Consider the following 22,412-nt stretch of genomic DNA (forward strand, 5'->3'; position numbering starts at 1 on the left):
ACTTGTTAATACAAGTGACGAGATTGCGATGTGTGTGCAACGCAAAAGTAAAGATAAAGTAAAAACTGCATATCAAGTTAATTGATTTTTATGATTGAAGTTACCTATTTCATAGATACATGAGAGAACTAGGCACTCTAGCGAGGAAAGGTGATAAAAAAGGTAATTGCAATTAACTATTTATTTACGTGATACATTCTATCTAAATATTAAATTCTACAATTGGAAACTTTCAACACATAGTGGAGCCTTCGGGTTTGTATTTAATGACCCGACAACACACTAAGCAAAACACACAATAATTAAAGGAAGTTTTTATGAATACTATCTCGCCCACTGTGGCTTCTACTAAACACGGTATTATTTTAATTTTAGCGGCTATTATGCCTGTTATGGCAGTCATCTCCCTTGTTCCTGTGCTGCCTATGTTACTTGAAGAGTTTAAGCATATTAGTGGTTATGAGGTTTTAGTGCCTATTGCTATGACTATTCCTGCACTCTGTGTTGCTGTATTCTCTCCAATTGCGGGTTCTCTTTCTGATAAGTTTGGCAGGAAGTCGCTCCTTATTTTTGCTCTGTTAATATACAGCGCTGTTGGGGTATTACCTTATTTCTTGGAAAGTTTATCTCATATAATAGTATCTCGTATTTTTTTAGGTATTACAGAAGCGGTTATTATGACAATTGCTACCGCATTAATTGCTGACTACTTCATAGGAAAAGAAAGACAAAAATGGATTTCTATACAAATAGCGTCAGTGAGCTTAAGTGCTATTTTTCTCATTGCACTTGGCGGTATGTTGGGTGAAGTATTGGGTTCAAGAGGCCCATTTGTTTTATACTTACTTGCCTTGCCTGTTGCTTTGCTGGTTGCTTTAAACTTATTTGAACCTAAAGTAAGAGCAAATGAGGACAAACAACTCACGGGATTCCCTGTAAAAAAAGTACTGCCTCTATTATTTATAACACTATTTGTTGGTATTATTTTTTATTCTATGATTGTAAAACTAGGTGAAGTACTGTCGATTAGTCAGGCAGTGACGCCTGCTATTATTGGCGGAATAGGAGCTTTAGCAAATATAGGTGTTGCATTAGGTGCATTTTGTTACGGAAAAATTAAGCATATCTCAGGGCCACTTTTATTATGTGTTGGTTTTGGTTTAAGTGCCTTTGGTTACTTTGCAACAGCAGTGTCTTCTTCAATTGTAATTTCATCAATAGCTATTTTTATTGGTTGCTTGGGTTTTGGCTCTTTATTACCAACGACTTTAACATGGGTATTAAAGCTACTCCCTGAAAATGTACGTGGTAAAGGAACTGGGATGTGGACGGGTATGTTCTTTTTAGGTCAGTTTACAGCACCTATTGTTGTAACTTTACTTCAAAAAACATTGGACTCTTTGAGTGCTGTGCTTGTGCTAATTGCTATTTGTTGTGCAATTGCATCGCTGGTCGCTGCACTAAAAAGTAAAGGTGCAAGAGATTTAAAGTGTGATGATACAAATAAGGCACCTGTTTGAACATTCAATGGGCCTAAATTCAATCTCTTAACTCCAATGAATAGAGCTTAATTGTTTCAAGCATTGATTTAGCCGCGATAGATAAAGACGTGATAGGTTTAGAAATAACGCCTACACGTCTTGCAATAATAGGGGAATTTATTTCTCTGCATATTACGCCTGCTTCTAATGCTTGCTCTTTGCAAAGTGCAGGTACAACAGCCACTCCTAAATCATTACTCACCATCCTTATAACAGTCGCTAACTGGTGCGCATCAAATGCAGGGTTGAGTGCAATGTTATGCTGCGAGAGAGTGTCTTCAATTAGCCCTCTGACAGAAGAGGGACTTTGCAGAGTAATTAACTCAAACTTTAGTAGCTCCGACCAACTAATACTATGGCACTTAGCAAGCGGATGAAATTTAGGTAAAACCACAATAAATTGATCGTTATACAGCGGATGAAATACTAAGTCACCATTATGTTTAGGCTCAAATGAAATACCGAGTTCCACCAAGTCAGCATTTACCAAGTCAATAACCGTATCAGATAACACATCGTCCACTGAGAGTTTTATGTTTGGGTACTTTGTATGAAAACGCTTAATTATTTTTGGCAAAATTGAACTGGCAAAAGAGGGCATGGCTGCGATAGATGTATGCCCAAGATCCAGTGCAAATCGCTTTTTCATCTCTCGTTCTGCTGCGTCTATTTGGTTTAATAAGTTTTTAGCGACAGGTAAAAATGCTTTACCTTCTTGGGTGAGTACTAATGTACGTGTTGTGCGAGTTAATAATTTACCGCCCAAGCTCTCTTCTAAATTTTTGATACTTAAACTAAGCGCGGGTTGCGATAAGTGTAATTTAGCTGCGGCTTCTACAAAGCTTAAGCTGGAAGCCACCTGCGTAAATGCCTTCAATTGTTTTATATTCATTTATAAGAAAAACTAATTAATAAAACATAATTATAAAATTAACTATATCTTGCTTTGTTGTCAAACTAATAAACACATTCTTAATTTGGACTTAAACAATGGCTGGATTTAATAAAGTAGTAATTACGTATTCTCAAGCGCTTGAAGGACTTGAAGACGGTATGACCGTTTTAGCTGGTGGCTTTGGCTTATGTGGTATACCTGAAAATTTAATCAAGGAAATTAGTAATAAAGGCACAAAAGAGCTAACGGTCGTATCAAATAACTGTGGCGTTGATGACTTTGGTTTAGGGTTGCTGCTTGCAAAACGACAAATCAAAAAGATCATTGCCTCTTATGTTGGCGAAAATGCAGAGTTTGAGCGGCAAATGATGTCTGGTGAACTGGATGTTGAATTGACCCCTCAAGGCACATTAGCCGAAAAAATGCGTGCCGGTGGTGCCGGTATTCCTGCCTTTTTCACCGCAACGGGTTATGGAACTCCAGTTGCACAAGGAAAAGAAGAACGTAACTTTAATGGTAAAACTTACATCTTAGAAGAGTCGATTAAAGGTGATTTTGCCATTGTTAAAGCTTGGAAAGCTGATACATATGGTAATTTAGTTTATCGAAAAACAGCACGTAATTTTAATCCTTTAGTTGCAACAGCTGGCACAGTTACGGTTGTTGAAGTTGAAGAAATTGTTGAAGCAGGGCAATTAGATCCCGATGAAATTCATACCCCTGGGATATATGTGGATCGGGTTATTAAAGGTTCATTTGAAAAACGTATAGAACAACGCACAACTCGTGCTAAACAAGTTCAAGGAGTGTAACAATGGCTTTATCCCGAGAGCAATTAGCAATGCGTGTTGCGCAAGAACTACAAGATGGATACTACGTAAACTTAGGTATTGGTATTCCAACGCTTGTTGCTAACTATGTGCCTGAAGGCATTGAAGTGATGCTTCAATCAGAAAACGGATTGTTAGGTATGGGGCAATTTCCAACAGAAGATGAACTTGATGCTGATTTAATCAATGCAGGCAAACAAACGGTGACTATGGCAACCGGCGCCTCAATTTTTGATAGTGCAGAGTCGTTTGCCATGATCCGTGGTGGCCATGTTGATTTAACTGTATTAGGCGCTTTTGAAGTGGATGTGAATGGTAATATTGCGTCTTACATGATCCCCGGGAAGTTAATTAAAGGAATGGGAGGTGCTATGGACTTAGTGGCGGGTGCCGATAACATTATTGTCACTATGACCCATGCATCAAAGCATGGTGAATCAAAGTTATTAGCAAATTGTACACTGCCACTAACTGGTAAGGGCTGTATTAAAAAAGTGCTAACTGATCTCGCTTTTATGGAAATTAAAGACGGTAAATTTCATTTGTTAGAAAGGGCGCCGAATGTCTCGGTAGAAGATATTCAACGGTTAACAGCAGGTGAGCTTGTTATTCCTGAGCATGTACCCGAAATGGACTTGCCCGAGGTGGTAGCATGAAGGCTGTTATTGTTGCTGCAAAAAGAACCGCAATTGGTGGTTTTGGACAAAGTTTATCAAGCCTATCAGCTATTGAAATAGGTAGTCAGTTACTTAAAACCGTTCTTGATGAAACACCGCAAGTAAAGCCACACATTGAGGAGGTGATTTTAGGGCAGGTGCTAACAGCTGGTTGTGGCCAAAATCCAGCAAGGCAGACAGCACTTAATGCCGGACTACCTATTAATGTGTCTGCTTTTACTATTAATCACGTATGTGGCTCAGGACTAAAAGCGGTGCAATTGGCTGCGCAATCAGTTCTTTGCGGTGATGCTAAAATGGTGGTTGCTGGTGGGCAAGAAAGTATGTCTCAGGCGGCGCACGTATTACCCAATAATAGAGTACCTAAAAAATTAGGTGACTTATCTTTGGTTGATAGCCTGATAAAAGATGGTTTGTGGGATAGTCGCGAAAACATACATATGGGAATTACAGCTGAAAATATAGCTGAAAAATTTGCTGTTTCTAGAGCGGAACAAGATGAATTTGCAGTTCATTCACAGCAAAAAGCAGCAAATGCTATTAGCAGTGGTTTATTCAAAGATGAAATTGCCCCTATTTATATTGCAAAACGTGGAGGCGATATCAAGAGTTTTGATGTTGATGAATCAGTAAAAGCTGATACACAAATTATAAACCTTAGTAAGCTTAGGCCTGCGTTCAAAAAAGACGGTTCAGTTACTGCTGGAAATAGTTCGACTATTAACGACGGCGCAGCGTTGGTGGTGGTTACTACAGACGAGTATGCAAAAAAGTTAAACTTACCTATTTTATCTGTGATTGAAGCTACCGCTTGCGAAGGTGTTGAGCCGCTTTACATGGGCACTGGCCCAATAGCGGCCACGCAGGCTGTGTGTAAAAAAGCGGGCTGGCAAGTGCATGAGATTGATTTAATTGAAGCTAATGAGGCATTTTCGGCTCAAGCTTTGTATGTAAATACTGCGCTGGGGCTAGATAGCAATAAAGTAAATGTTAACGGAGGGGCGGTTGCACTTGGTCATCCAATTGGAGCTTCAGGTTGTCGTATTTTAGTCTCGCTGATATATCAAATGCAGCGAGCTAATAAAACAAAAGGGTTAGCAACACTTTGTATTGGTGGTGGTATGGGCATTGCTATGTTGGTCTCGCGTGAGCGCACAAAGGCTTAATAAGTTTTAATATTTAAAGGCCTCCTTCATTAGCAAGCTTTATATCTTATAGAATATGGCTCCCTCAATATGTAAGAGTGAGTAACACTTCTGTGCATGTTATTTATTTGCGTGCGAAATAACTGTGAGTTTGTTTTTAAGCTCTGTTCGGTGATAGTTTCGATCGTAACCGAGTGTTGCTTGTGCATGCTCACGCATAATTCCTTCAGCACGAGCACCTTGGCGAGAAAGCATTGCATGAAATACGTGGTGATGTTGCTGATGTGCAAATGCAAAGCGTTTAAACTCTTTTTGCATATTATTTTTGTCGATGGCAAGCGCGCTTACCGAGGCAAATGGTAGGTGCTCATTTTTAGATAGTGCAGCCTGGATAGCCAAGTTACCCGACGCTTCAATAATTAGTAGATGAAAACGGCGGTTCATATCATGGTAGGTTGCTAAGTCATCTTCAGTTAGTTCGGCCCCTTCAAATAATAAATCACCACAAGCAAGAAGGGATTGTATTTCATGTTTTTGTTCTTCGTTAAGGCCGTTTTCAGCAGCTTGTCGAGCAGCTAGGCCCTCTAATACTCCTCTTACTTCAATAGCGCCTTCAATTTCAATTGGTGAAACTGAGCGGACTTCGTAGCCACGCCTAGGAAGTTTGGTCAACAAACCTTCTTGTTCAAGTGTTCTAAATGCAATTCTTACCGGCGTTCTTGAAACACCTAGACGTTCAGAAGTAGCAATTTCAACGAGCCTTTCTCCGGTTTTTAGTGCTCCAGTTAAAATCATTTGTCGCAATGTGGTTACTGCATTTTGGCCTGACTTAGTCATAAAAAATTACCTCAATTACTTTTTAAACTGGATCCAATTAGGAATCTACACTGCATATAGTCATTGAAATAGTGTGAATTTACAACTAAAGCGTGACTAAAAGTGCAAAAAAGAAAATTATATGGATCCAATTTACGCATGTTTGTTTTATTTATCTGGATTATTAGTTTATATTGGATCCAATGACAACAAAAACACAACAGGAGATCAAGGTATGGCTAAGCAGACCTTTATTAAAAATACATGGTATGTGGCGGCAATGAGTGATGAAATCAATCACAATAAACCACTCGGCCGAAAAGTGTGTGATCAAAGTATTGCTTTTTATCGTCAGGCGGATGGAAAAGTAGCTGCGGTGCTAGATTTTTGTCCACACCGTGGAGCAGCTTTATCTTTAGGATATGTTGAGGACGGCTTGCTTGTATGCGGCTATCATGGTCTAAAAATGGGTGAGGACGGTAAAACAAAAGAAATGCCGCTGCAACGAGTGCAGAAATTTCCGTGTATGAAGTCATTTGCAGTTGAGGAGCGCTTTGGTTTTATCTGGGTTTGGCCTGGTGATAAAGAGGCTGCAAATACAGATCTTATCCCACACTTACCTTGGGCTGAAGATGATACTTGGGCCTATGGGGGGGGTTGTATCATATAAAATGCGACTATCGTTTAATGATCGATAATCTAATGGACTTAACTCATGAAACCTACGTTCATGCTAGTAGTATAGGTCAAAAAGAAATTGATGAGTCTCCGGTGCAAACTGAAGTAGAAGGCGATAAAGTTTTTTGTCGCCGTTATATGGAAAATATTATGGCACCGCCATTTTGGCGAACTGCTCTGGAGGGTAATGGGCTTGCATCGGATACACCAGTAGACCGTTGGCAAATTTGTCGCTTTATGCCGCCATCACATGTAATGATTGATGTGGGTGTAGCACATGCTGGTTATGGTGGTTTTGATGCACCAAAAAATAAAAAAGCGAGCAGTACAGTGGTTGATTTTATTACTCCTGAGACTGAAAATACGATGTGGTACTTTTGGGGGATGGCACGTAATTTTAATGCTCAAGACGTTACATTAACTGATAAAATTAGAGAAGGGCAAGGCAGTATTTTCCAAGAAGATTTAGAGGTATTAGAACGTCAGCAGCAAAATCTGAAGAGTTTCCCGCAATTTGATCTTTTAAAGCTTGATATAGATGCCGGTGGTGTTCAGTCGCGACGTATCATTGAGCGTTTAATCGATAAAGAAATAAATGCGAAAAATATATCTACAGACGAGCTACCACTCCAATCAGTAACATTTTAACAAAGGGAATTAGGATGATTTCAGTTATTGTTAAAAATGTGGTCGTTGAAGCAAAGGCGGTTGTGAGGCTCGTACTAGGACGCGCTGATAATGTGGATTTGCCCCCATTTGAGGCAGGTGCACATATTGATATAAAGCTACCAAATGGTTTGCTTCGTCAATATTCTCTATGTCGGTTACAGTGCGACCCACGTTACTACGAAATTGCAGTATTAAAAGATCCTCAATCTCGTGGTGGATCAGCAGAGGTACATAGCCTACAAATAGGCGATAGAGTCGAAGTAAGTGAACCTAAAAATCACTTTTCATTGCTGAATCCAAAGAAAAATACATTACTGATTGCAGGTGGAATAGGGGTTACGCCATTATTAACGATGGCTCAAACATTACATAGTTTAGGGACACCTTTCGCATTTCACTATTGCGCTAAATCTTCTGAAACTGCAGCATTTGTTGAAGCATTAAAATTAGGGTCGTTTAGCGATAAAATAGCGTTTCACTTTAGCCAAGAATTGCAATCGGGTCGTATGGATGTAGAACAGGTGCTAAGTGAGCATATTCATGATACTGACTTGTATATATGTGGCCCTGCTGAGTTTATAACATATGTATTAAATCATGCTCGTTTGCTGGGTTGGTCTGAGGAGAGATTGCATCGAGAGTACTTCGCCGCACCAGTGGTTGCTGAAAATATTTCAGAAGACACGTCATTCACTATAAAAATTGCTAGCTCAGGTAAACAGTTTACTGTAGGCGAAGGGCAGTCTATCTCTCAAGTGCTAGAGGTTAATGGGATATTTATACCAGTTGCGTGTGAATCAGGAGTTTGTGGAACTTGCCAAACTGGTGTAGTGGAAGGCAATCCGGAACATCGCGATGTTTTTTTAACAGACAAAGAAAAAGCACAAGGCAAGTTGATTATGCCGTGTTGTTCAAGAGCAAAAACAGGGTCCATAACACTCGATTTATAAATACACTTACACGTATAAAACGATTTATAATTACTTTTATACGTGTAACCCGTATCAGCAACGCATAATTTAGGCTTTCCCACGAAATGCCGAGATACAGCTTGCTAGAATTACAAAGCCTAAAGACACGTTAAACGCGAGTGAAATTGTACTCATTAAAGCATGACTATGTTGCGCTGAAAACGTGCTGTCCCCTAAGTAATAATGCACAATTAAATTTACCAAGCTCATTCCAAATAAATTACCAATTGTTCGTGATAAATTCATGGAAGAAGAGGCTACGCCTAACTCATTCTTATCTACAGCACCCATAATTGCATTATTGTTAGGCGTTGAGAATAAGCCAAAGCCAATACCTAACAATAACAGTGAGCCACTAATGTATGTGATACTTGAGTCCATAGATAACAGTGATAGTAAAAAAAAGCTGACCATAACAATTATACAGCCAAATGTAGCTATTATGCGTGGCTGTAATTTATCTGAAAGTTTACCGGACAATGGTGCCATAATGGCCATAGAAACCGCTTGCAGTAACACGATTTGGCCAGCATGAGAAGGACTTAACCCTTTAATATACTGCAGATATAAGCTTAACAAAAAAGCCAATGAAAAATTACTGGCGTACATTAAAAACGATGTAGACAGCGATAAGCTAAATACTCTGCTTTCTAAGAACATTTGTACTCTGATTAGTGGTCGCCTGCTTTTACTTTGGTGAATAATAAATAATCCTAAGCTTATTACCGAAAGTAATGTTAAACCCCATCCAGTCATAGTGGGTAAATCACTGAGTCCTAATACTAAACATATTGCAAAGAGTGAGAAAAGCGCAGTACCCCACCAGTCAAACGAGGATTTTTTATCGTTTTTCCACTCACCATGTAAAAAAAGTTTAATAGCAAGTAGTAGCAGAAGGACAAGCGGAATTTGAGAGTAAAATACAGCCCGCCATCCCCATATTTCGGTGAGCCAACCGCCTATTGCAGGGGCTGCACTTAAGCCTATATACACACACGCTGCAGAGGTGCCCAGTGCCATGCCTCTTTTATTATTTGGCGTAATAGAAGTAATAATTGCAACACCAATACCAAAAATCATGGCACCTGCAGCGCCTTGTACAAAACGCCAAAAAAGTACCCATTCAATTGATGACGCAATAGCACACATCAGTGATGCTAGTGCATTTAGGCCTAAACCAAATGCATATACTCGTTTTCGACCATAGTTATCGGCTATTTTCCCGCAAGGCAGCATAAATATCACGCTACTAAGTAAGTAAAGGGTCGGCATCCAACCAATCATTTTAGCGCTTGCTTGTAAATCCTCGGCAAGATTTGGAATAGCTATGTTGACGCCGGCCATGCCGAGAGGTCCGATAATAGATCCGCTGCATACAATTATAAGCGCGATGTTAGTAATAGGGAGTTTAAACAAATATGATCCTTAAACGCATAGACTATAAAAATAATAAAAGGTGGTGTTTGAGAACATGGGTTTTTTAATGCGTTTATTATTGCTAATAGCAACAGAGGTAGCAAGCTGGTCTACTAAGTATCTACGTAATTTTTAATTAGCGTATTTTTGGTCCAATATGATGAGGTATTACTTTGTAGGCCATTGAAAAAGTAATACCTCAGTTTGAGTTAATATAATTAAAACAAGCCTTTAAGCTTCACATAAGCGCTTAATTATTCGCCTAGCGTGATTTGCACCGGTATCAACATGGATATCAATCATAGGTTGCCCTTTAAAGTGCTTCATTGATTTGTGTTGCGCTTCAATAACCACTTTGTCTTCATTGAACGTGTAACGAGTTTGTTCTACTACTTTTTGTTTTACGTTTTCAATATCAGTTGTTGGGTTTGTTGATATAGTCCAAAAATAATGACATGTTTCTTCTGTCTCTGGAGTTATGCAATGTAAGCCACGCATATGAAAGCCGCCACGGTTAGGGTTAGTTACCGATTCACTGTTTGCGTCAATACCGCCAGTCCATATCCTTAAATGTGATGGATAGAATTCAATTTCTTGCCAGCGATCTATTTTATCTTTAAATGGATAAGCAGCTGTATATGTTGGTGGCGGGGTTGAATTTGGCATGTAACGTTTTACGGTCACTTTATCACCTATAGCTTCTACATCCATTTGTGCATGCATATGCGTTTTAGCGTCACCACCAATCGTTTTAAGGTGTACGTAACCTAAGTGGCTAAGATCAAGTAAATTGTCATGTATGAGTTGAAATGGTGCTTGGTAGTGATATACATCACCATCGTAAACATATTTTTCGTCAGAATGATAAAGATAGCGAGGTGGGTCTTGATCAGGGGTTGAGCCTTGCTCTGAACCAAACCAAATCCAAATTAAATCATCTTGCTCTTTAAGTGTAAAAGGCGTTACTTTTGCTTTTCTTGGAACTTTTTTTTGCCCTGGTACTTCAAGACATTGGCCTTGGCCATTAAATAATAGACCATGATAACCGCATCTTAATCCTTCTTTTTCAAGTGTTCCCATCGATAAAGGTAGTTGGCGATGGCAACAACGATCTTCAAGTGCGCTAGCATGGCCTTGTGCATCTCTAAATAAAACTATAGGGGTGTTTAATAAAGTGCGAGCTAGTGGCTTGTCGGTTAACTCTTTGCTTAGTGCTGCTAAGTACCACATGTTAAGAGGAAAGGGGGTTTTAGTGTCCGAATTAGTTTGTGTATGTGTGGTCATAAGTGTCTCGTGTAAAGTCTAGTGTTAAAATTTTCTCTATAAATCTAGCGTTAGAGAGTCGCTTAACGCTCTTGAACAACAGGGTGTGAACCTATCGTTTTTTGCCTTTTCATCAGCAGTAAAGAATTCATCTCTGTGGTCGGGTATACCGCATGTCACAGTGGTAACGCATGTCCCGCAAATTCCCATTTCGCATGATACGTCTAACTCAATACCCGCATCTTCCATTGCTTCTAATGCGGTTTGCTCTGCAGAAACATCAATTTCTAAGCCTGAACGGCTCAAAATGAGCTTAAACGGAATATCTTCAGTACCTTCTGCTTTAGGTTCAGCTTTAAAATTTTCTTTGTGTAAGTACTCGTCTTTCCAGTTATTTGATTTTGCACTGTCAAAAATATATTCCATATAAGCTGCTGGGCCACAAGTGTATAAATGCGTATTCGTTTTAAATTCATCAATAAGTTCTTTGGCATCTTTTTTTGGCTGGGTTGAAAAGTGAAAAAATACCTTTTCAGAAAATGAACACTCTAGCAATTCTTGATAAAAAGCAGCCTCTACGGGGGATTTAGCATGATAATGAAGCTCAAAATCAACGCCGTTAATATCAAGCTCTCTTGCCATTGAGATTATCGGAGTAATGCCTATACCGCCTGCGAATAATAGTGCTTTATTATGAGTTGAATTGAGTGCAAAGAGGTTGCGAGGATCAGAAATTGATAATGTATCACCGACTTGCACATCAGAGTGAAGTGCAATTGAGCCTCCTCGTGAATTGGCATCTTTTAATACAGCTATTTTATAAAACTCATCGGATTGAGGATGGCTGATAAGTGAGTACTGACGAGTTATTTTATCATTAAGCACCACATCAATGTGGCTACCCGCATCAAATTTAGGTAAAGCTTGCCCATTTATAGGTATTAGCTCAAAACTGACAATATTAGGTGTTTCAACCTTTTTACTGCGTACGTTTACTGAAAACATAAAGTTCCTAATGTTTGTTACTTTATGTTTATAATGTTGAATTATAGTTGAGGTGTCAACTATAATTTGGGTGTAGAGATTAACTTAGTGTTAACGTTATGAATGTAAAACTCTTTGCTCGTAATAAGCAATGATCATAAATAGTTTTAATCTCAAGATTTACCTAGTAAAATTTATTTATACCTAAAAATTGGAAAAACCAATGCCTTCTAAACCCAAAGAACCTAGTGCTAAGCAGCTAGATCTTGAACGATATATACCTGCGCTTGTAAATTTTCTTTCTAATAAACTCTCAAGTGGTGCATCTGTATGCTATCGAAAAAACTTTAATGTAGGCGTTATTGAGTGGCGTGTATTAGCAATGCTCAAGGTGGAATCAAATATTTCTGCAAATCGCATCTGTCAGGTCATTGGTTTAGATAAAGCCGCTGTGAGTCGAGCTTTAAAACAATTACAAACGTTAGGCCATATTAGCTTTATAAAAAATGCTAAAGATGGTCGTTCATCATTAGCAAAGCTGACGGAAAAAGGTGAAAAGTTACATGATAAAATTCTCTATGTAGCTTTAGAGCGAGAAAGATTGTTATTACAAGGGGTTTCACAAAAAGAGCTTGATACACTTATTGAGGTATTGTTAAAACTAAATAAAAACATTAAGCAAGTAAATGAGTTTAAGGTAAGTAATACCACATAGGGATTCTTCCTCAAACTGTTGAAAGGTAGTTGTTTAAATTTTTTGTTGCTCAATCTAAACTACTGTAAAGTTATACACTTGCTAAGAAGTGGTCTATTTTAACTGAAAATAGCTTTAGGCGTTCAGATATTGTTTTAGGAACAACTCGATGAAAAGCATAATATTTAGGACGATTTTTTGGATTTGGCTCTAGTTAGTTCTAAATTTTGAATACAAAATAATAAAAACTTAGAATTTAAATTCAGCGTAAAAATTATATAGATAGATTATTTAGGTTTTTAACCGTTTAAAATGTATAGTTTAATTGGTACGACTGAGTGGATTCGAACCACCGACCCCTACCATGTCAAGGTAGTGCTCTAACCAACTGAGCTACAGTCGTACAATTTTTGAGGTTTTACTTAAATGTTGGTACGACTGAGTGGATTAGAACTACTGACCTTTGGACCGGGTGATCAAGAGTAGGTAGTGCTTTTTCCTTCAATTATACTTTTTTAAATGTTGGTACGACTGAGTGGATTCGAACTACTGACCTTTGGACCGGGTGATCAAGAGTAGGTAGTGCTTTTTCCTTCAATTATACTTTTTTAAACGTTGGTACGACTGAGTGGATTCGAACCACCGACCCCTACCATGTCAAGGTAGTGCTCTAACCAACTGAGCTACAGTCGTATTACTTTATTTAAGTAAGTGTTAATTGCTTAACAACGGCGGCTAATATATAGCGTGGCGGTTGGTGAATCAAGCAAGTTTGTTGTTTTTGAGTTTATTTGCCGTTTTTTTATTCATATTGGGCTTATTTCACACGTTTTATAAAAACCTTGCCACCAAACCACATGTTTTTTAGCTGAGCTTTTAAGTAAGTTCAGTAAGTTACTTGTTGAGCCCGTTTTTACTAAGTTATTAATTTGAGGGCTTGAGATACTTTCGTTAAACCAAAGCTCATTATAAAGCGGTTGTAGTACCTCTAGATAACCAGTTAATTGCGCTTGATAGGGCTGAATTTCTTTTAGGTAAAACTTTTGAAATACGTTGCTTATGATTTTTGCGTTTTTATTATTTTTATCCTCTGGGCACAGCGTATTAAAGTTTAGTGTTTTTACAAACTGTGTAGCGTTGTTATTTAACACGACCTGCATGCGGACTGATTGAATGAGTGCTTGGTTAAATTGAAATTTATTAAGCTGCTCGAGTGCACTAAAAATAGAGTCGCTATTAATTTCACTAAATTCTTTAGCCTTAATTTGCTGTTTAATGAGTACAAGTTGCTTTAGCGCAAATACGGTATCGCGAAAACCAGCGGGTTCAGTAGTGAGCTCGTTTGAGGTGAGTTGCCAGGTACGATTTAACTCAGGTTCTTTAAATAACATGGTATTAAAAAAGTACATTAGGTGTGTTTCTTTATAGTTTTTGGCTGCGAGTATTTTTGTGTAACTAGGGCTATTTTTATCAAGCGTATTTAAGCAAACCTGCGCACTTTTAATAAAGTTTATTTGATATTTTAATTGCCCAGCAGCGCTGGCTGTTTTTCCTAATTGGTTATTGTGCTCACTTATAAGCACGTTAAGCTTACATTGGCTAATGCCTGCAAGCTCCACAATACTCAGTGTTAGGTCGCTTTGTGCTATTGGGGGAGGCTGCAGTAAGGGGAGTTGCTTGAGTGGCGCAGGCTCTGTGGTGCTTGTATCAACTGTGCTACTTAAGCGTTCAATATAAGTAGCGTTTATACTACTTTGTGGTTTGTTGCAGCCAGTAAGCATTAAAAAACACATTACCAGCAAAGCAGCTGATAATGTTTTAAGGCTGAGCTTATTTGTTTTGATTGAGTGCATCACTGTTAACAAATTCATATTTTAGACGCTTTCTTACTGTTAGCATTAATAAAATAGCAGCGACACTAAGGCCTACTATTATTCCAACCCAAAAGCCATGCGGTCCCATAGCTGGCACAATTATGTCTGTTCTTGCCAATACGTAACCTAAACAAAAGCCGATTAACCAATACGATATAAACGTAATATACGATATAGGCGTGGTGTATTTTAACCCACGAAGCATGCCATTTGCAGCAACCTGTAATGCATCGGGTAACTGGTAGACACACGCTAGTATCATAATTGATGAAGCCAATGCCATAACAGCGGGGCTGTCGGTATACAGTTGGCTAATTAAATCACGACCTGTAAAAGTCATAAGTGCCAAAAATAGTGCAATTACAATAGCTAATATGTAACTAGTCGATACGGCAACTTTTAACTGCTGTAAATTATTTTGACCATATAGATTACCAATACGAATACTTATAGCGATAGATAGGCTCAGTGGCATCATAAACAGTAATGTAGTTACACTCGCTGCTATTTGATGCCCCGATACAGCCACTGCACCTAAATGCGCAATAAATAGCGGTATACACGCAAATAAAGTGACTTCAAAAAAGGTGGCAAGTGAAATTGGTATACCTAGCTTAGTAATAATACCAATGGTAGTGAAATTAGGTTTTTCGAATGATGAAAGAAGGCCTCTAGCATCTACCTTTTTACTCATTTGGCAGTAAGTGACTTGTGCTATTGCCATAACAGTTAAAACAATTGCTGTGGCAATGCCACAGCCTGCGCCGCCATAAGCAGGAAAACCAAATAAGCCATTTATGAAAATATAATTTACTGGAATATTAACGGCTAAACCTAATAGGCTTATATAAAAGGCGGGTTTGGTCATCCCCATGCCCTCGGTAACGTTTCTGTATACTGTAAAAATTAAAAATCCAAACACACCCCATTTCACAAAATGGATGTAGTCAATGGCAAGGTTTGCAATAGCAGGCGTTGTATCGAGCTTTAAAATAATGGCATCTGCTAAATGGGCAATACCAAAACCTGTAAAGCTTAAAATAGCGGTTAAATAAAGCGCTTGTTGAAAATAGTGGCTAATGCCTTTGCGGTCATCGCTGCCCGAAAACTGCGCAATAATACCAGTAAGCGCTAATAAAATACCTTGCAGAGCAAGTAATAATGGGTTCCATATTCCTGTTGCAATAGAAAGTGCAGCTAAGTCAGTAGGGCTAACTTGGCCGGCCATAATTGTGTCGACTACCGACATTAAAATAAGTGTAACTTGTGCTAAAAAAACGGGTAAGGCTAGGGAAAGTAAACGCTTGGCTTCCCAATTGCAAAAGGTCATAAAAAAAGCTATTAAATAAAACAGGCGGCAATTGTAATCTATTGCGTTTCAAATAAAAATCACAGTAGTGAATGATTTTATGAGTTGATACGTTAAACTAGCACTTTGTAATAATTTTAAGTGATTTTATGTTTACAGGAATAGTGCAAACACAAGCAACAGTGGTCTCTAAAACTCAAGCTGATGGTGTGTTACGCTTAGTTGTATCGGTGAGCGATGAGTACGTTAAGCATTTAGATTTAGGCGCAAGTATTGCTATTAATGGCTGTTGTTTAACGGTTGTGCAAGTTGAGCTAAGTAATCATGATGTGGTGGCGCAAGTGCATTTCGATGTGATTGACGAAACTCTAAAGTTAACTAATTTAGGCTTGCTTGAGCTAGGTAGTTTAGTAAATTACGAACGCTCTGTTACGTTTGGTACTGAGCTAGGTGGGCATATAGTGTCTGGGCATATTCATTGTACGTCACAAATCTCTCAAATAGTGAAGCTTGAGAATAACTGTAAAATACAATTAAGCTTGCCAAAAGAGTGGAAAAAGTATGTGTTATATAAAGGCTTTGTTGCTATAAATGGCGCAAGCTTAACCGTAGGCGAAGTTGATGAACAAGGTTTTTGGATACACCTAATTCCCGAAACGCTCGCCATTACAAACATTGGTGCAGCGCAAGTGGGTGACAAGTTTAATATTGAAGTTGATCAGCAAACTTACACTATTGTAAATACGGTAGAGAACTACTTACGCCATCAGGCTTAAGTTAAAATATTTGTTCGTCGTCACTGTCTACGTGTAGCTCCAATTTATTGTTAGCATGGTCTATATGCATATTTAAATGAATTGGGTTACAGCAGGCAGTGCAATCTTCTATATAGTCTTGATCGCCGCTGCTAGCGTCTAAGTCTAGATGTATGTGGTGTCCGCAGTGTGGGCACGTTATTCGTTGTGATAAAAAATCTTTCATAATCACTCCAGTTATAAATAATTAAGTTAGGTTCAACTTAATCGCTTACAGATGAACGTCTACTTACTCATTAAATATAGTGCTCAAATGCAGCTTATGACACTTATTTTATACCTTCAAATACCAGCTTTTCTATATGTTGTTTAGCTTCAGTAAGATAGTGACCGGCAAAGATGTTGGCGTGATTTAAAATGGGGTATAGCTGGTATATTAACTTACGCTTCTCGTAATTTTGAGAAAGCGGGTAGTGCGCGTTATAGGCGCTATAAAAGTCTTTAGGCAGGGGGGCAAATAGTTCGCTCATTGCAATATCCACTTCCCGATCACCATAATAACAAGCCGGGTTAAATATTGTTGGTTCTGCTTTTAAAAATCCCATATTGCCACGCCAAAAATCGCCATGCAGTAATGAAGGTTGTACTTGATGGCTATGTAGTTGCTCTTTTACGGTATTAATTAAGCGTTCGGGTTCAATAAAGTTAATGCCTTTTTCAGCGAGTAGTTGTAATTGCCACCCTATACGCTCTTCGGCGTAAAATACATCCCACTTTTTGTGCCAGCGGTTTGGCTGTATGGTTGTGGCTAGATAATTATCTACATCAAAACCAAACATAGCTTGGTCATGTTTTTGATGCATTTTAGCGAGGTTACGCCCCATATTAGTCCACGTGTCGTGGGGTTGTTTATCTAAAACGAGCCATTGTAAAACAATAAACGAAAACTCTATATTTGCACCAGTTGTAATACATTCAGGTACTTTAAAATTACTATTTTGCGCCAAAAGCTTTAAGCCAATAAATTCACTTTCTAAACGCTCGAGCTCGCTTTTTAGTGCTATTTTAACGAGGTAGTTATGCGTACCATTGGTAATATGAAATAGTTTGTCGGTGTTTGTACTTTGTAATTGGCGTTTGTAGGTGTGCTTAAAGTCAAAATTGATGGCTCGGCTGATGTGCTCATTTACTGTTTTCCACATAACAATTGCTCGCCTTTTAAACAGATACTTAAACTATGGCAAAAAGGTATTAATTTAACAATCTAAACGTTGTAAAATTAACGGCTATATTGAATAAAATTACACTTACTGTAGTGGAGTTAAAATGAACAAAAGTTTAATAACCAATTTGCTAGCGGGTTTATGTGTTGTTGTAGGTTTTATGTTTAACCAAGCAATTGTGTTGTCTGTTGGTTTATTTGCACTTTCTGGCGCGGTAACTAATTTATTAGCTATTCATATGTTATTCGAAAAAGTCCCGTTTTTATATGGTTCTGGTGTTATAGCGCTTAAGTTTGAAAGCTTTAAAGTAGCTATACGAAACCTGATATTAACGGAGTTTTTTTCAGAGCAAAAAATTAATAATTTACTCAATAAAGCGCAGCCCAATATCGACTTTGAGCCAATAATTAGCAATGTTGATCTAAACCCTGCATTCGACAATTTGTTAGAGGTAATAGAGCAGTCTCAGTTTGGTAGTATGCTAGGAATGTTTGGCGGTACAGCGGCAATAGAGCCGATGCGTGAAAAGTTTATTGAAAAAATGCAATTGTCGCTTAGTGAGATTTCTCAAACTGACGACTTTACAGCATTAGTAAGCCAAACACTTTCACAAGGTAATAGCGCAGAAAGCCTACATAAAACGGTGCTTAAACTAGTTGATGAGCGCTTAGATGAGCTTACTCCTAAAATGGTTAAAGAGATTATTCAGACCATGATCCGCGAGCACCTAGGCTGGCTTGTAGTGTGGGGCGGTGTGTTTGGTGGTTTATTTGGTTTAATAGCGGCCGTTATTTAAATCTAGCGACTAATAAAAAACTTAATCATTCGATAGCATTAAATAGTGTACTTACTGCGTTAAAAATTATTTGTATAGAATAACTACACGTTGTTATTTGTGCCTGTTATTGCACTATTTTCTTAGTGAAATAATAGAGCACTAATTTAATGCAATTGGTATAACTTATTTTTTCAGGCTGTTATTATCGCCCCCATAATTTAGTCGTGTTTTTTTAGGAGCAACGGTGAGCAAAACGTTAGCCAGTTATTATCAGCAAGCATACGCGTGCGATCAGCAGCATTTTAATCAGTGTTTTTATTGTGGCTGTGAAGCGACAGAGCGCGATCATTGTCCGCCACTACATATGCTACAAAGTATCGTTGATTTAGGTGAAGAGGCTGACTTTATCTCTATCCCTGCGTGTTATGAGTGCCACGCACTTTTACATAACGAAAGACTGATGACGATTGATGAGCGCTTTACCAAGCTTAAAAAAAAGCTCTCAAATAAATATGCTAAACCACTGCGCGTTTATAACATGTGGGAAGAAAGCGAACTTGGCGACATGAGCGACGAGTTTGCCCATAGTATTCAAGCGGGTATGAAATTAGGCAAAGAAGCCGCTGAGCGTTTAGCCTTTACGGGTTTTAGCTATGCCACAGAAGATGCCAAAGTAGCAGTGCGCGAAAAAACAAAAGAGTTTGATGTAGAAGGCATGATATTTACCGACTTTAAAGAGGCGTTAAATTACTGCATTAACGATTTAAATGTTCAAAAAAGCGACTTTTATAAAATTTTGGTTGAAGACTACCAAGGCGATTTTAATAAAGCATTGAGCCAGTATCGTCATCGTCATGACAAAGTTACTGCGGCTAAAGACGGTAATACACTTATTAAAGATTTTTCAAAGCTACATAAGCAAAACTCTGATTTTGTAACGCGTACGGTTAAGCACTTTATTAGTAAAGATCTCTCGCTTACCACCGAAGGTGCGCTTGAAAAGCTATATAACAATTATATAAAGAAATAATTACAGAAATTCATCTTAATTAACTGCGTTTTCACCTGTTTTTTTGGCTTTATCCTTTAGGTTTCGCTAAAGTAGCAAAAAAACAGGAGATCCAAACAACATGCAAAAATTTGCACCTTCTTTATTAGCGGTTGGCTTAGCTGCTGCACTTGTAGGCTGCCAAGAAAACGGCCCACAAGACGATAAAATAACAATTAACAAAAATCCTTACCCAAGTACTTATCAGCCACTTTCTACATCAAGCACTCTTATCACAAATGCAACAGTACTGACAGGTACTGGTGAGCGTTTAGATGAGGCTGATGTATTACTTGTTGATGGTAAAGTACAACAAGTCGGTAAAGACTTAACAGCGACTGCTGATATTACAATTGATGCACATGGAAAATGGGTAACACCGGGTATTATTGACGTACATTCACATTTAGGCGCATACCCAAGTCCTTCGGTCGAGTCGCATCAAGATGGTAACGAAATGACCAGCCCTAACACTGCAGAAGTGTGGGTTGAGCATTCTGTTTGGCCGCAAGATCCAGGCTTTAATCGTGCACGCGAAGGCGGCATTACTTCTCTACAAATTTTACCAGGCTCAGCTAACTTATTTGGTGGACGCGGCGTTACGCTTAAAAACGTACCAGCGCACACTATGCAAGGGATGAAATTTCCAGAGGCGCCGTATGGTTTAAAAATGGCGTGTGGTGAAAACCCTAAACGTGTTTATGGTCGTCAAGGTGTATTGCCTTCAACCCGTATGGGTAATATGGCTGGTTACCGTATGGCATGGGCTGAAGCCGCTGAGTACAAACGTGCATGGGATAAATACGATGCCGATTATGAAGCCGGTTTAAACCCAGAAGCGCCAGTACGTGATATTAAACACGATACGCTTCGCGGTGTGCTTGAAGGCGAAGTACGTATTCATAATCATTGTTATAAAGCTGAAGAAATGGCAATGATGATTGACCTGTCAAAAGAATTTGGTTACCACGCAGGTACTTTTCATCACGGTGTAGAAGCATATAAAATTGCTGACTTACTTGCGCAAAATGGTTCGTGTGCTGCACTTTGGCCAGACTGGTGGGGCTTTAAAATGGAAGCCTACGACATGGTTCAAGAAAACGTGGCTATTGTTGATGCGGTTAAAAACTCGTGTGCAGTTGTTCACTCAGATTCAGATACTACTATTCAGCGTTTAAACCAAGAAGCGGGCAAGGTGATGTACCGAGCTAACGAAAATGGTTTTGATATTTCTGAGCAACACGCTATTAAATGGATCACGTCTAACGCTGCTAAATCGCTAGGTATTGATGACAAAACAGGTTCACTAGAAGCGGGTAAGCAGGGCGATGTTGTTATTTGGAATCAAAGCCCATTTAGTGTCTATGCTAAAGCTGAACAAGTGTTTGTTGATGGTGCAAAGGTTTACGATAGAAACGACAGCGCGTACCAAGCAACAAGTGATTTTATGTTAGGTCAACAATAAGGAGCACCCAGAATGAAAAATTTATCACGTTCGTTTTCGCTTTCTCTGGTTGCTGCAGGATTATTAGCATCTGGTGCTGTAAGCGCACAATCGCTAGCAATTATTAATGCAACATTGCATACGTCTTCTGATCAAGGTGTATTAGAAGCGGCAAGCATTGTAATGACAGATGGTAAAATCACAGCGATTAACCCAACTGAAATTAAAGTAGATCAAATTATTGATGCAAAGGGCCAAATTGTAACCCCTGGCTTTATAGCAAGTATTAATCAACTTGGTTTGGTTGAAGTAAGTGCAGTTGCAGGCTCACGCGATGCAGGTGAAGAAAAAGCCGGTATTGATTTTGATGTAAGCCTTGCTTACAACGCACACTCAAGCTTAATTCCTTACGCTCGTAAAGGCGGCGTAACACGCGATGTAATTACTCCTCATGGCGGCGATAGCATTTTTTCAGGCCTTGCGAGTGTTGTTGATTTAAGTGGTAGTTTTGACAGCGACATGCAAAAACAAGCGGCTTTAATTGTTTACTTAGGTGAGCGCAGTAAAGGCTCACGTGCTTTTACTTTGCAAACACTTATTAATAAGCTTGATGAGCACAAAACTAAAGCTGGTAAAAAAGCGAAAAAAGATGACGACAAGCCAAGTACTGAAGATAAAGTAATGGCAAAAGTACTCAGTGGTGAAATGCCATTAGTGGTTGGCGTTTCGCGTGCGGCGGATATTATAGAGCTAATTAAAGTAAAAGAGCAATTTGGTATTAACCTAGTACTTAACGGCGCGCAAGATGCTGTTGTAGTAAAAGAGCGCGTTGCTAAAGCAAATATTCCAGTGATTATTAGTGCAATGGATAGCTTACCAGGAAGCTTTGATTCGCTTCATGCGAGTTTAGATAATGCTAGTGTGCTTGAAAAAGCAGGCGTTAAAGTATTATTAACGGTAGGTGGCGATGCAAGCCACAATATTTATCAGCTGCGTTTTGATGCTGGTAATGCTGTGTCGTACGGTATGAGCCAAGAAGGTGCGTTAAAAGCGCTTACATCAAACGTTGCTGATGTATTTGGCATTAATGCAGGTAGTCTTGAAGTTGGCAAAGCTGCTGATGTAGTAATATGGAGTAATGACCCGTTTGAGTTAAGCAGCCATGTGAGCAAAATGTTTATTAATGGTGTTGAGGTATCTACACAATCTCGTCAAGATAAACTGCGTGACCGCTATACGACAGATTCAAAAATGCCACGTGCTTATACCAACCCGCAATAATACTTAATCAATTTGAGGGATTAAATCTGACGGTAACTGCGTTAAAAATTTCTGATATAGAGCAACTAAATAACGAAATTTTTGCCTTGTTATCGACAAGATTTTCTTGCCTCAAAGTTGA

Annotated in this window: 22 protein-coding genes and 2 tRNA genes; 13 read left to right on the plus strand and 11 right to left on the minus strand. The window is 38.7% G+C overall.

Annotation, left to right across the window (positions count from 1 at the left end):
* Nucleotides 1-317: 317 nt before the first annotated feature.
* Complete coding sequence (locus H5160_RS12455) at nucleotides 318-1,520, plus strand: MFS transporter (RefSeq protein WP_154902995.1); 1,203 nt, start codon at nucleotides 318-320, stop codon at nucleotides 1,518-1,520.
* A 19-nt stretch (nucleotides 1,521-1,539) separates the two neighbouring features.
* Here the strand turns inward: H5160_RS12455 and H5160_RS12460 are convergent, their stop codons facing one another.
* Entirely contained in the window at nucleotides 1,540-2,433 is an 894-nt protein-coding gene (locus H5160_RS12460; protein WP_182711665.1) for a LysR family transcriptional regulator, read from the minus strand.
* Between the two features lie 98 nt (nucleotides 2,434-2,531).
* Between H5160_RS12460 and H5160_RS12465 the strand changes: the two genes are divergently transcribed.
* From H5160_RS12465 to H5160_RS12475, 3 genes are read left to right on the plus strand one after another with little or no spacing between them, the layout of a single operon-like run.
* On the plus strand, nucleotides 2,532-3,248 hold the full coding sequence (locus H5160_RS12465) for a CoA transferase subunit A (protein WP_182711666.1): 717 nt from the start codon (nucleotides 2,532-2,534) through the stop codon (nucleotides 3,246-3,248).
* 2 nt (nucleotides 3,249-3,250) lie between these two features.
* Nucleotides 3,251-3,922: a 3-oxoacid CoA-transferase subunit B gene (locus H5160_RS12470; RefSeq protein WP_058429821.1), complete on the plus strand. Its 672-nt coding sequence runs from the start codon at nucleotides 3,251-3,253 to the stop codon at nucleotides 3,920-3,922.
* On the plus strand, nucleotides 3,919-5,109 hold the full coding sequence (locus H5160_RS12475) for an acetyl-CoA C-acetyltransferase (protein ID WP_182737649.1): 1,191 nt from the start codon (nucleotides 3,919-3,921) through the stop codon (nucleotides 5,107-5,109). Before H5160_RS12470 ends, H5160_RS12475 begins: the two co-directional genes overlap by 4 nt.
* A 99-nt stretch (nucleotides 5,110-5,208) precedes the next feature.
* Here the strand turns inward: H5160_RS12475 and H5160_RS12480 are convergent, their stop codons facing one another.
* Nucleotides 5,209-5,925 carry a GntR family transcriptional regulator gene (locus tag H5160_RS12480; protein WP_182695750.1) on the minus strand — a complete coding sequence of 239 codons (717 nt, stop codon included), beginning with the start codon at nucleotides 5,923-5,925 and terminating at the stop codon, nucleotides 5,209-5,211.
* A 121-nt stretch (nucleotides 5,926-6,046) separates the two neighbouring features.
* Between H5160_RS12480 and H5160_RS20460 the strand changes: the two genes are divergently transcribed.
* Genes H5160_RS20460 through H5160_RS12490 form a run of 3 tightly spaced genes read left to right on the plus strand, consistent with a single transcriptional unit; the run spans nucleotide 6,047 to nucleotide 8,201 of the window.
* Nucleotides 6,047-6,574 (plus strand): Rieske 2Fe-2S domain-containing protein, encoded by a 528-nt coding sequence (locus tag H5160_RS20460; RefSeq protein WP_259417097.1) that lies wholly within the window; start codon nucleotides 6,047-6,049, stop codon nucleotides 6,572-6,574.
* Between the two features lie 17 nt (nucleotides 6,575-6,591).
* Nucleotides 6,592-7,230, plus strand: a complete 639-nt coding sequence (locus H5160_RS20465) for a hypothetical protein (protein WP_244218708.1) — start codon at nucleotides 6,592-6,594, stop codon at nucleotides 7,228-7,230.
* Between the two features lie 14 nt (nucleotides 7,231-7,244).
* Entirely contained in the window at nucleotides 7,245-8,201 is a 957-nt protein-coding gene (locus H5160_RS12490) for a PDR/VanB family oxidoreductase (RefSeq protein WP_182737650.1), read from the plus strand.
* A gap of 69 nt (nucleotides 8,202-8,270) precedes the next feature.
* Here the strand turns inward: H5160_RS12490 and H5160_RS12495 are convergent, their stop codons facing one another.
* The 3 genes from H5160_RS12495 to H5160_RS12505 all read right to left on the minus strand — a co-directional run bounded on the left by H5160_RS12495 (nucleotide 8,271) and on the right by H5160_RS12505 (nucleotide 11,906).
* The gene (locus H5160_RS12495) at nucleotides 8,271-9,623 is read right to left on the minus strand and encodes an MFS transporter (RefSeq protein WP_404936168.1); all 1,353 of its coding nucleotides are present in this window, start codon (nucleotides 9,621-9,623) and stop codon (nucleotides 8,271-8,273) included.
* Nucleotides 9,624-9,869: 246 nt separating this feature from the next.
* Nucleotides 9,870-10,922 (minus strand): aromatic ring-hydroxylating dioxygenase subunit alpha, encoded by a 1,053-nt coding sequence (locus H5160_RS12500; protein WP_058429815.1) that lies wholly within the window; start codon nucleotides 10,920-10,922, stop codon nucleotides 9,870-9,872.
* A gap of 36 nt (nucleotides 10,923-10,958) precedes the next feature.
* Nucleotides 10,959-11,906, minus strand: a complete 948-nt coding sequence (locus tag H5160_RS12505; RefSeq protein ID WP_182737651.1) for a PDR/VanB family oxidoreductase — start codon at nucleotides 11,904-11,906, stop codon at nucleotides 10,959-10,961.
* A gap of 190 nt (nucleotides 11,907-12,096) precedes the next feature.
* Here H5160_RS12505 and H5160_RS12510 point away from each other — a divergent pair, with 190 nt between their 5' ends.
* The gene (locus H5160_RS12510) at nucleotides 12,097-12,600 is read left to right on the plus strand and encodes a MarR family winged helix-turn-helix transcriptional regulator (RefSeq protein WP_220486909.1); all 504 of its coding nucleotides are present in this window, start codon (nucleotides 12,097-12,099) and stop codon (nucleotides 12,598-12,600) included.
* Nucleotides 12,601-12,905: 305 nt separating this feature from the next.
* Here the strand turns inward: H5160_RS12510 and H5160_RS12515 are convergent.
* From H5160_RS12515 to H5160_RS12530, 4 genes are all read right to left on the minus strand, one after another.
* Nucleotides 12,906-12,982: transfer RNA gene (locus H5160_RS12515), tRNA-Val, on the minus strand.
* Nucleotides 12,983-13,195: 213 nt separating this feature from the next.
* Nucleotides 13,196-13,272: transfer RNA gene (locus H5160_RS12520), tRNA-Val, on the minus strand.
* 113 nt (nucleotides 13,273-13,385) lie between these two features.
* Nucleotides 13,386-14,432, minus strand: a complete 1,047-nt coding sequence (locus H5160_RS12525) for a DUF3080 family protein (protein WP_182724909.1) — start codon at nucleotides 14,430-14,432, stop codon at nucleotides 13,386-13,388.
* Complete coding sequence (locus H5160_RS12530; RefSeq protein WP_182724900.1) at nucleotides 14,410-15,783, minus strand: MATE family efflux transporter; 1,374 nt, start codon at nucleotides 15,781-15,783, stop codon at nucleotides 14,410-14,412. Before H5160_RS12530 ends, H5160_RS12525 begins: the two co-directional genes overlap by 23 nt.
* Nucleotides 15,784-15,911: 128 nt before the next feature.
* On the opposite strand from H5160_RS12530, the gene H5160_RS12535 reads away from it, so the two are divergent.
* Entirely contained in the window at nucleotides 15,912-16,538 is a 627-nt protein-coding gene (locus H5160_RS12535; RefSeq protein WP_182673399.1) for a riboflavin synthase subunit alpha, read from the plus strand.
* A 1-nt stretch (nucleotide 16,539) separates the two neighbouring features.
* On the opposite strand, the gene H5160_RS12540 is transcribed toward H5160_RS12535, so the two are convergent.
* Together H5160_RS12540 and H5160_RS12545 are read right to left on the minus strand one after the other, a co-directional pair.
* On the minus strand, nucleotides 16,540-16,743 hold the full coding sequence (locus tag H5160_RS12540) for a CPXCG motif-containing cysteine-rich protein (RefSeq protein ID WP_002962509.1): 204 nt from the start codon (nucleotides 16,741-16,743) through the stop codon (nucleotides 16,540-16,542).
* 103 nt (nucleotides 16,744-16,846) lie between these two features.
* Entirely contained in the window at nucleotides 16,847-17,719 is an 873-nt protein-coding gene (locus tag H5160_RS12545; protein WP_182734016.1) for a fructosamine kinase family protein, read from the minus strand.
* A 124-nt stretch (nucleotides 17,720-17,843) separates the two neighbouring features.
* Between H5160_RS12545 and H5160_RS12550 the strand changes: the two genes are divergently transcribed.
* The 4 genes from H5160_RS12550 (at nucleotide 17,844) to H5160_RS12565 (ending at nucleotide 22,291) form a co-directional block, all read left to right on the plus strand.
* Nucleotides 17,844-18,536 carry a DUF445 domain-containing protein gene (locus H5160_RS12550; RefSeq protein ID WP_182737653.1) on the plus strand — a complete coding sequence of 231 codons (693 nt, stop codon included), beginning with the start codon at nucleotides 17,844-17,846 and terminating at the stop codon, nucleotides 18,534-18,536.
* Between the two features lie 226 nt (nucleotides 18,537-18,762).
* A complete protein-coding gene (locus tag H5160_RS12555) occupies nucleotides 18,763-19,548 on the plus strand; it encodes a hypothetical protein (RefSeq protein ID WP_149592202.1) in 786 nt (261 codons plus the stop codon).
* Between the two features lie 100 nt (nucleotides 19,549-19,648).
* A complete protein-coding gene (locus H5160_RS12560; RefSeq protein ID WP_154903009.1) occupies nucleotides 19,649-21,031 on the plus strand; it encodes an amidohydrolase in 1,383 nt (460 codons plus the stop codon).
* A gap of 12 nt (nucleotides 21,032-21,043) precedes the next feature.
* Nucleotides 21,044-22,291 (plus strand): amidohydrolase family protein, encoded by a 1,248-nt coding sequence (locus H5160_RS12565; protein WP_138489161.1) that lies wholly within the window; start codon nucleotides 21,044-21,046, stop codon nucleotides 22,289-22,291.
* The last annotated feature ends 121 nt before the right edge of the window (nucleotides 22,292-22,412 follow it).

Source organism: Pseudoalteromonas sp. SG43-4, assembly GCF_014164325.1.
In the GTDB taxonomy this organism is placed as follows: domain Bacteria; phylum Pseudomonadota; class Gammaproteobacteria; order Enterobacterales; family Alteromonadaceae; genus Pseudoalteromonas; species Pseudoalteromonas distincta.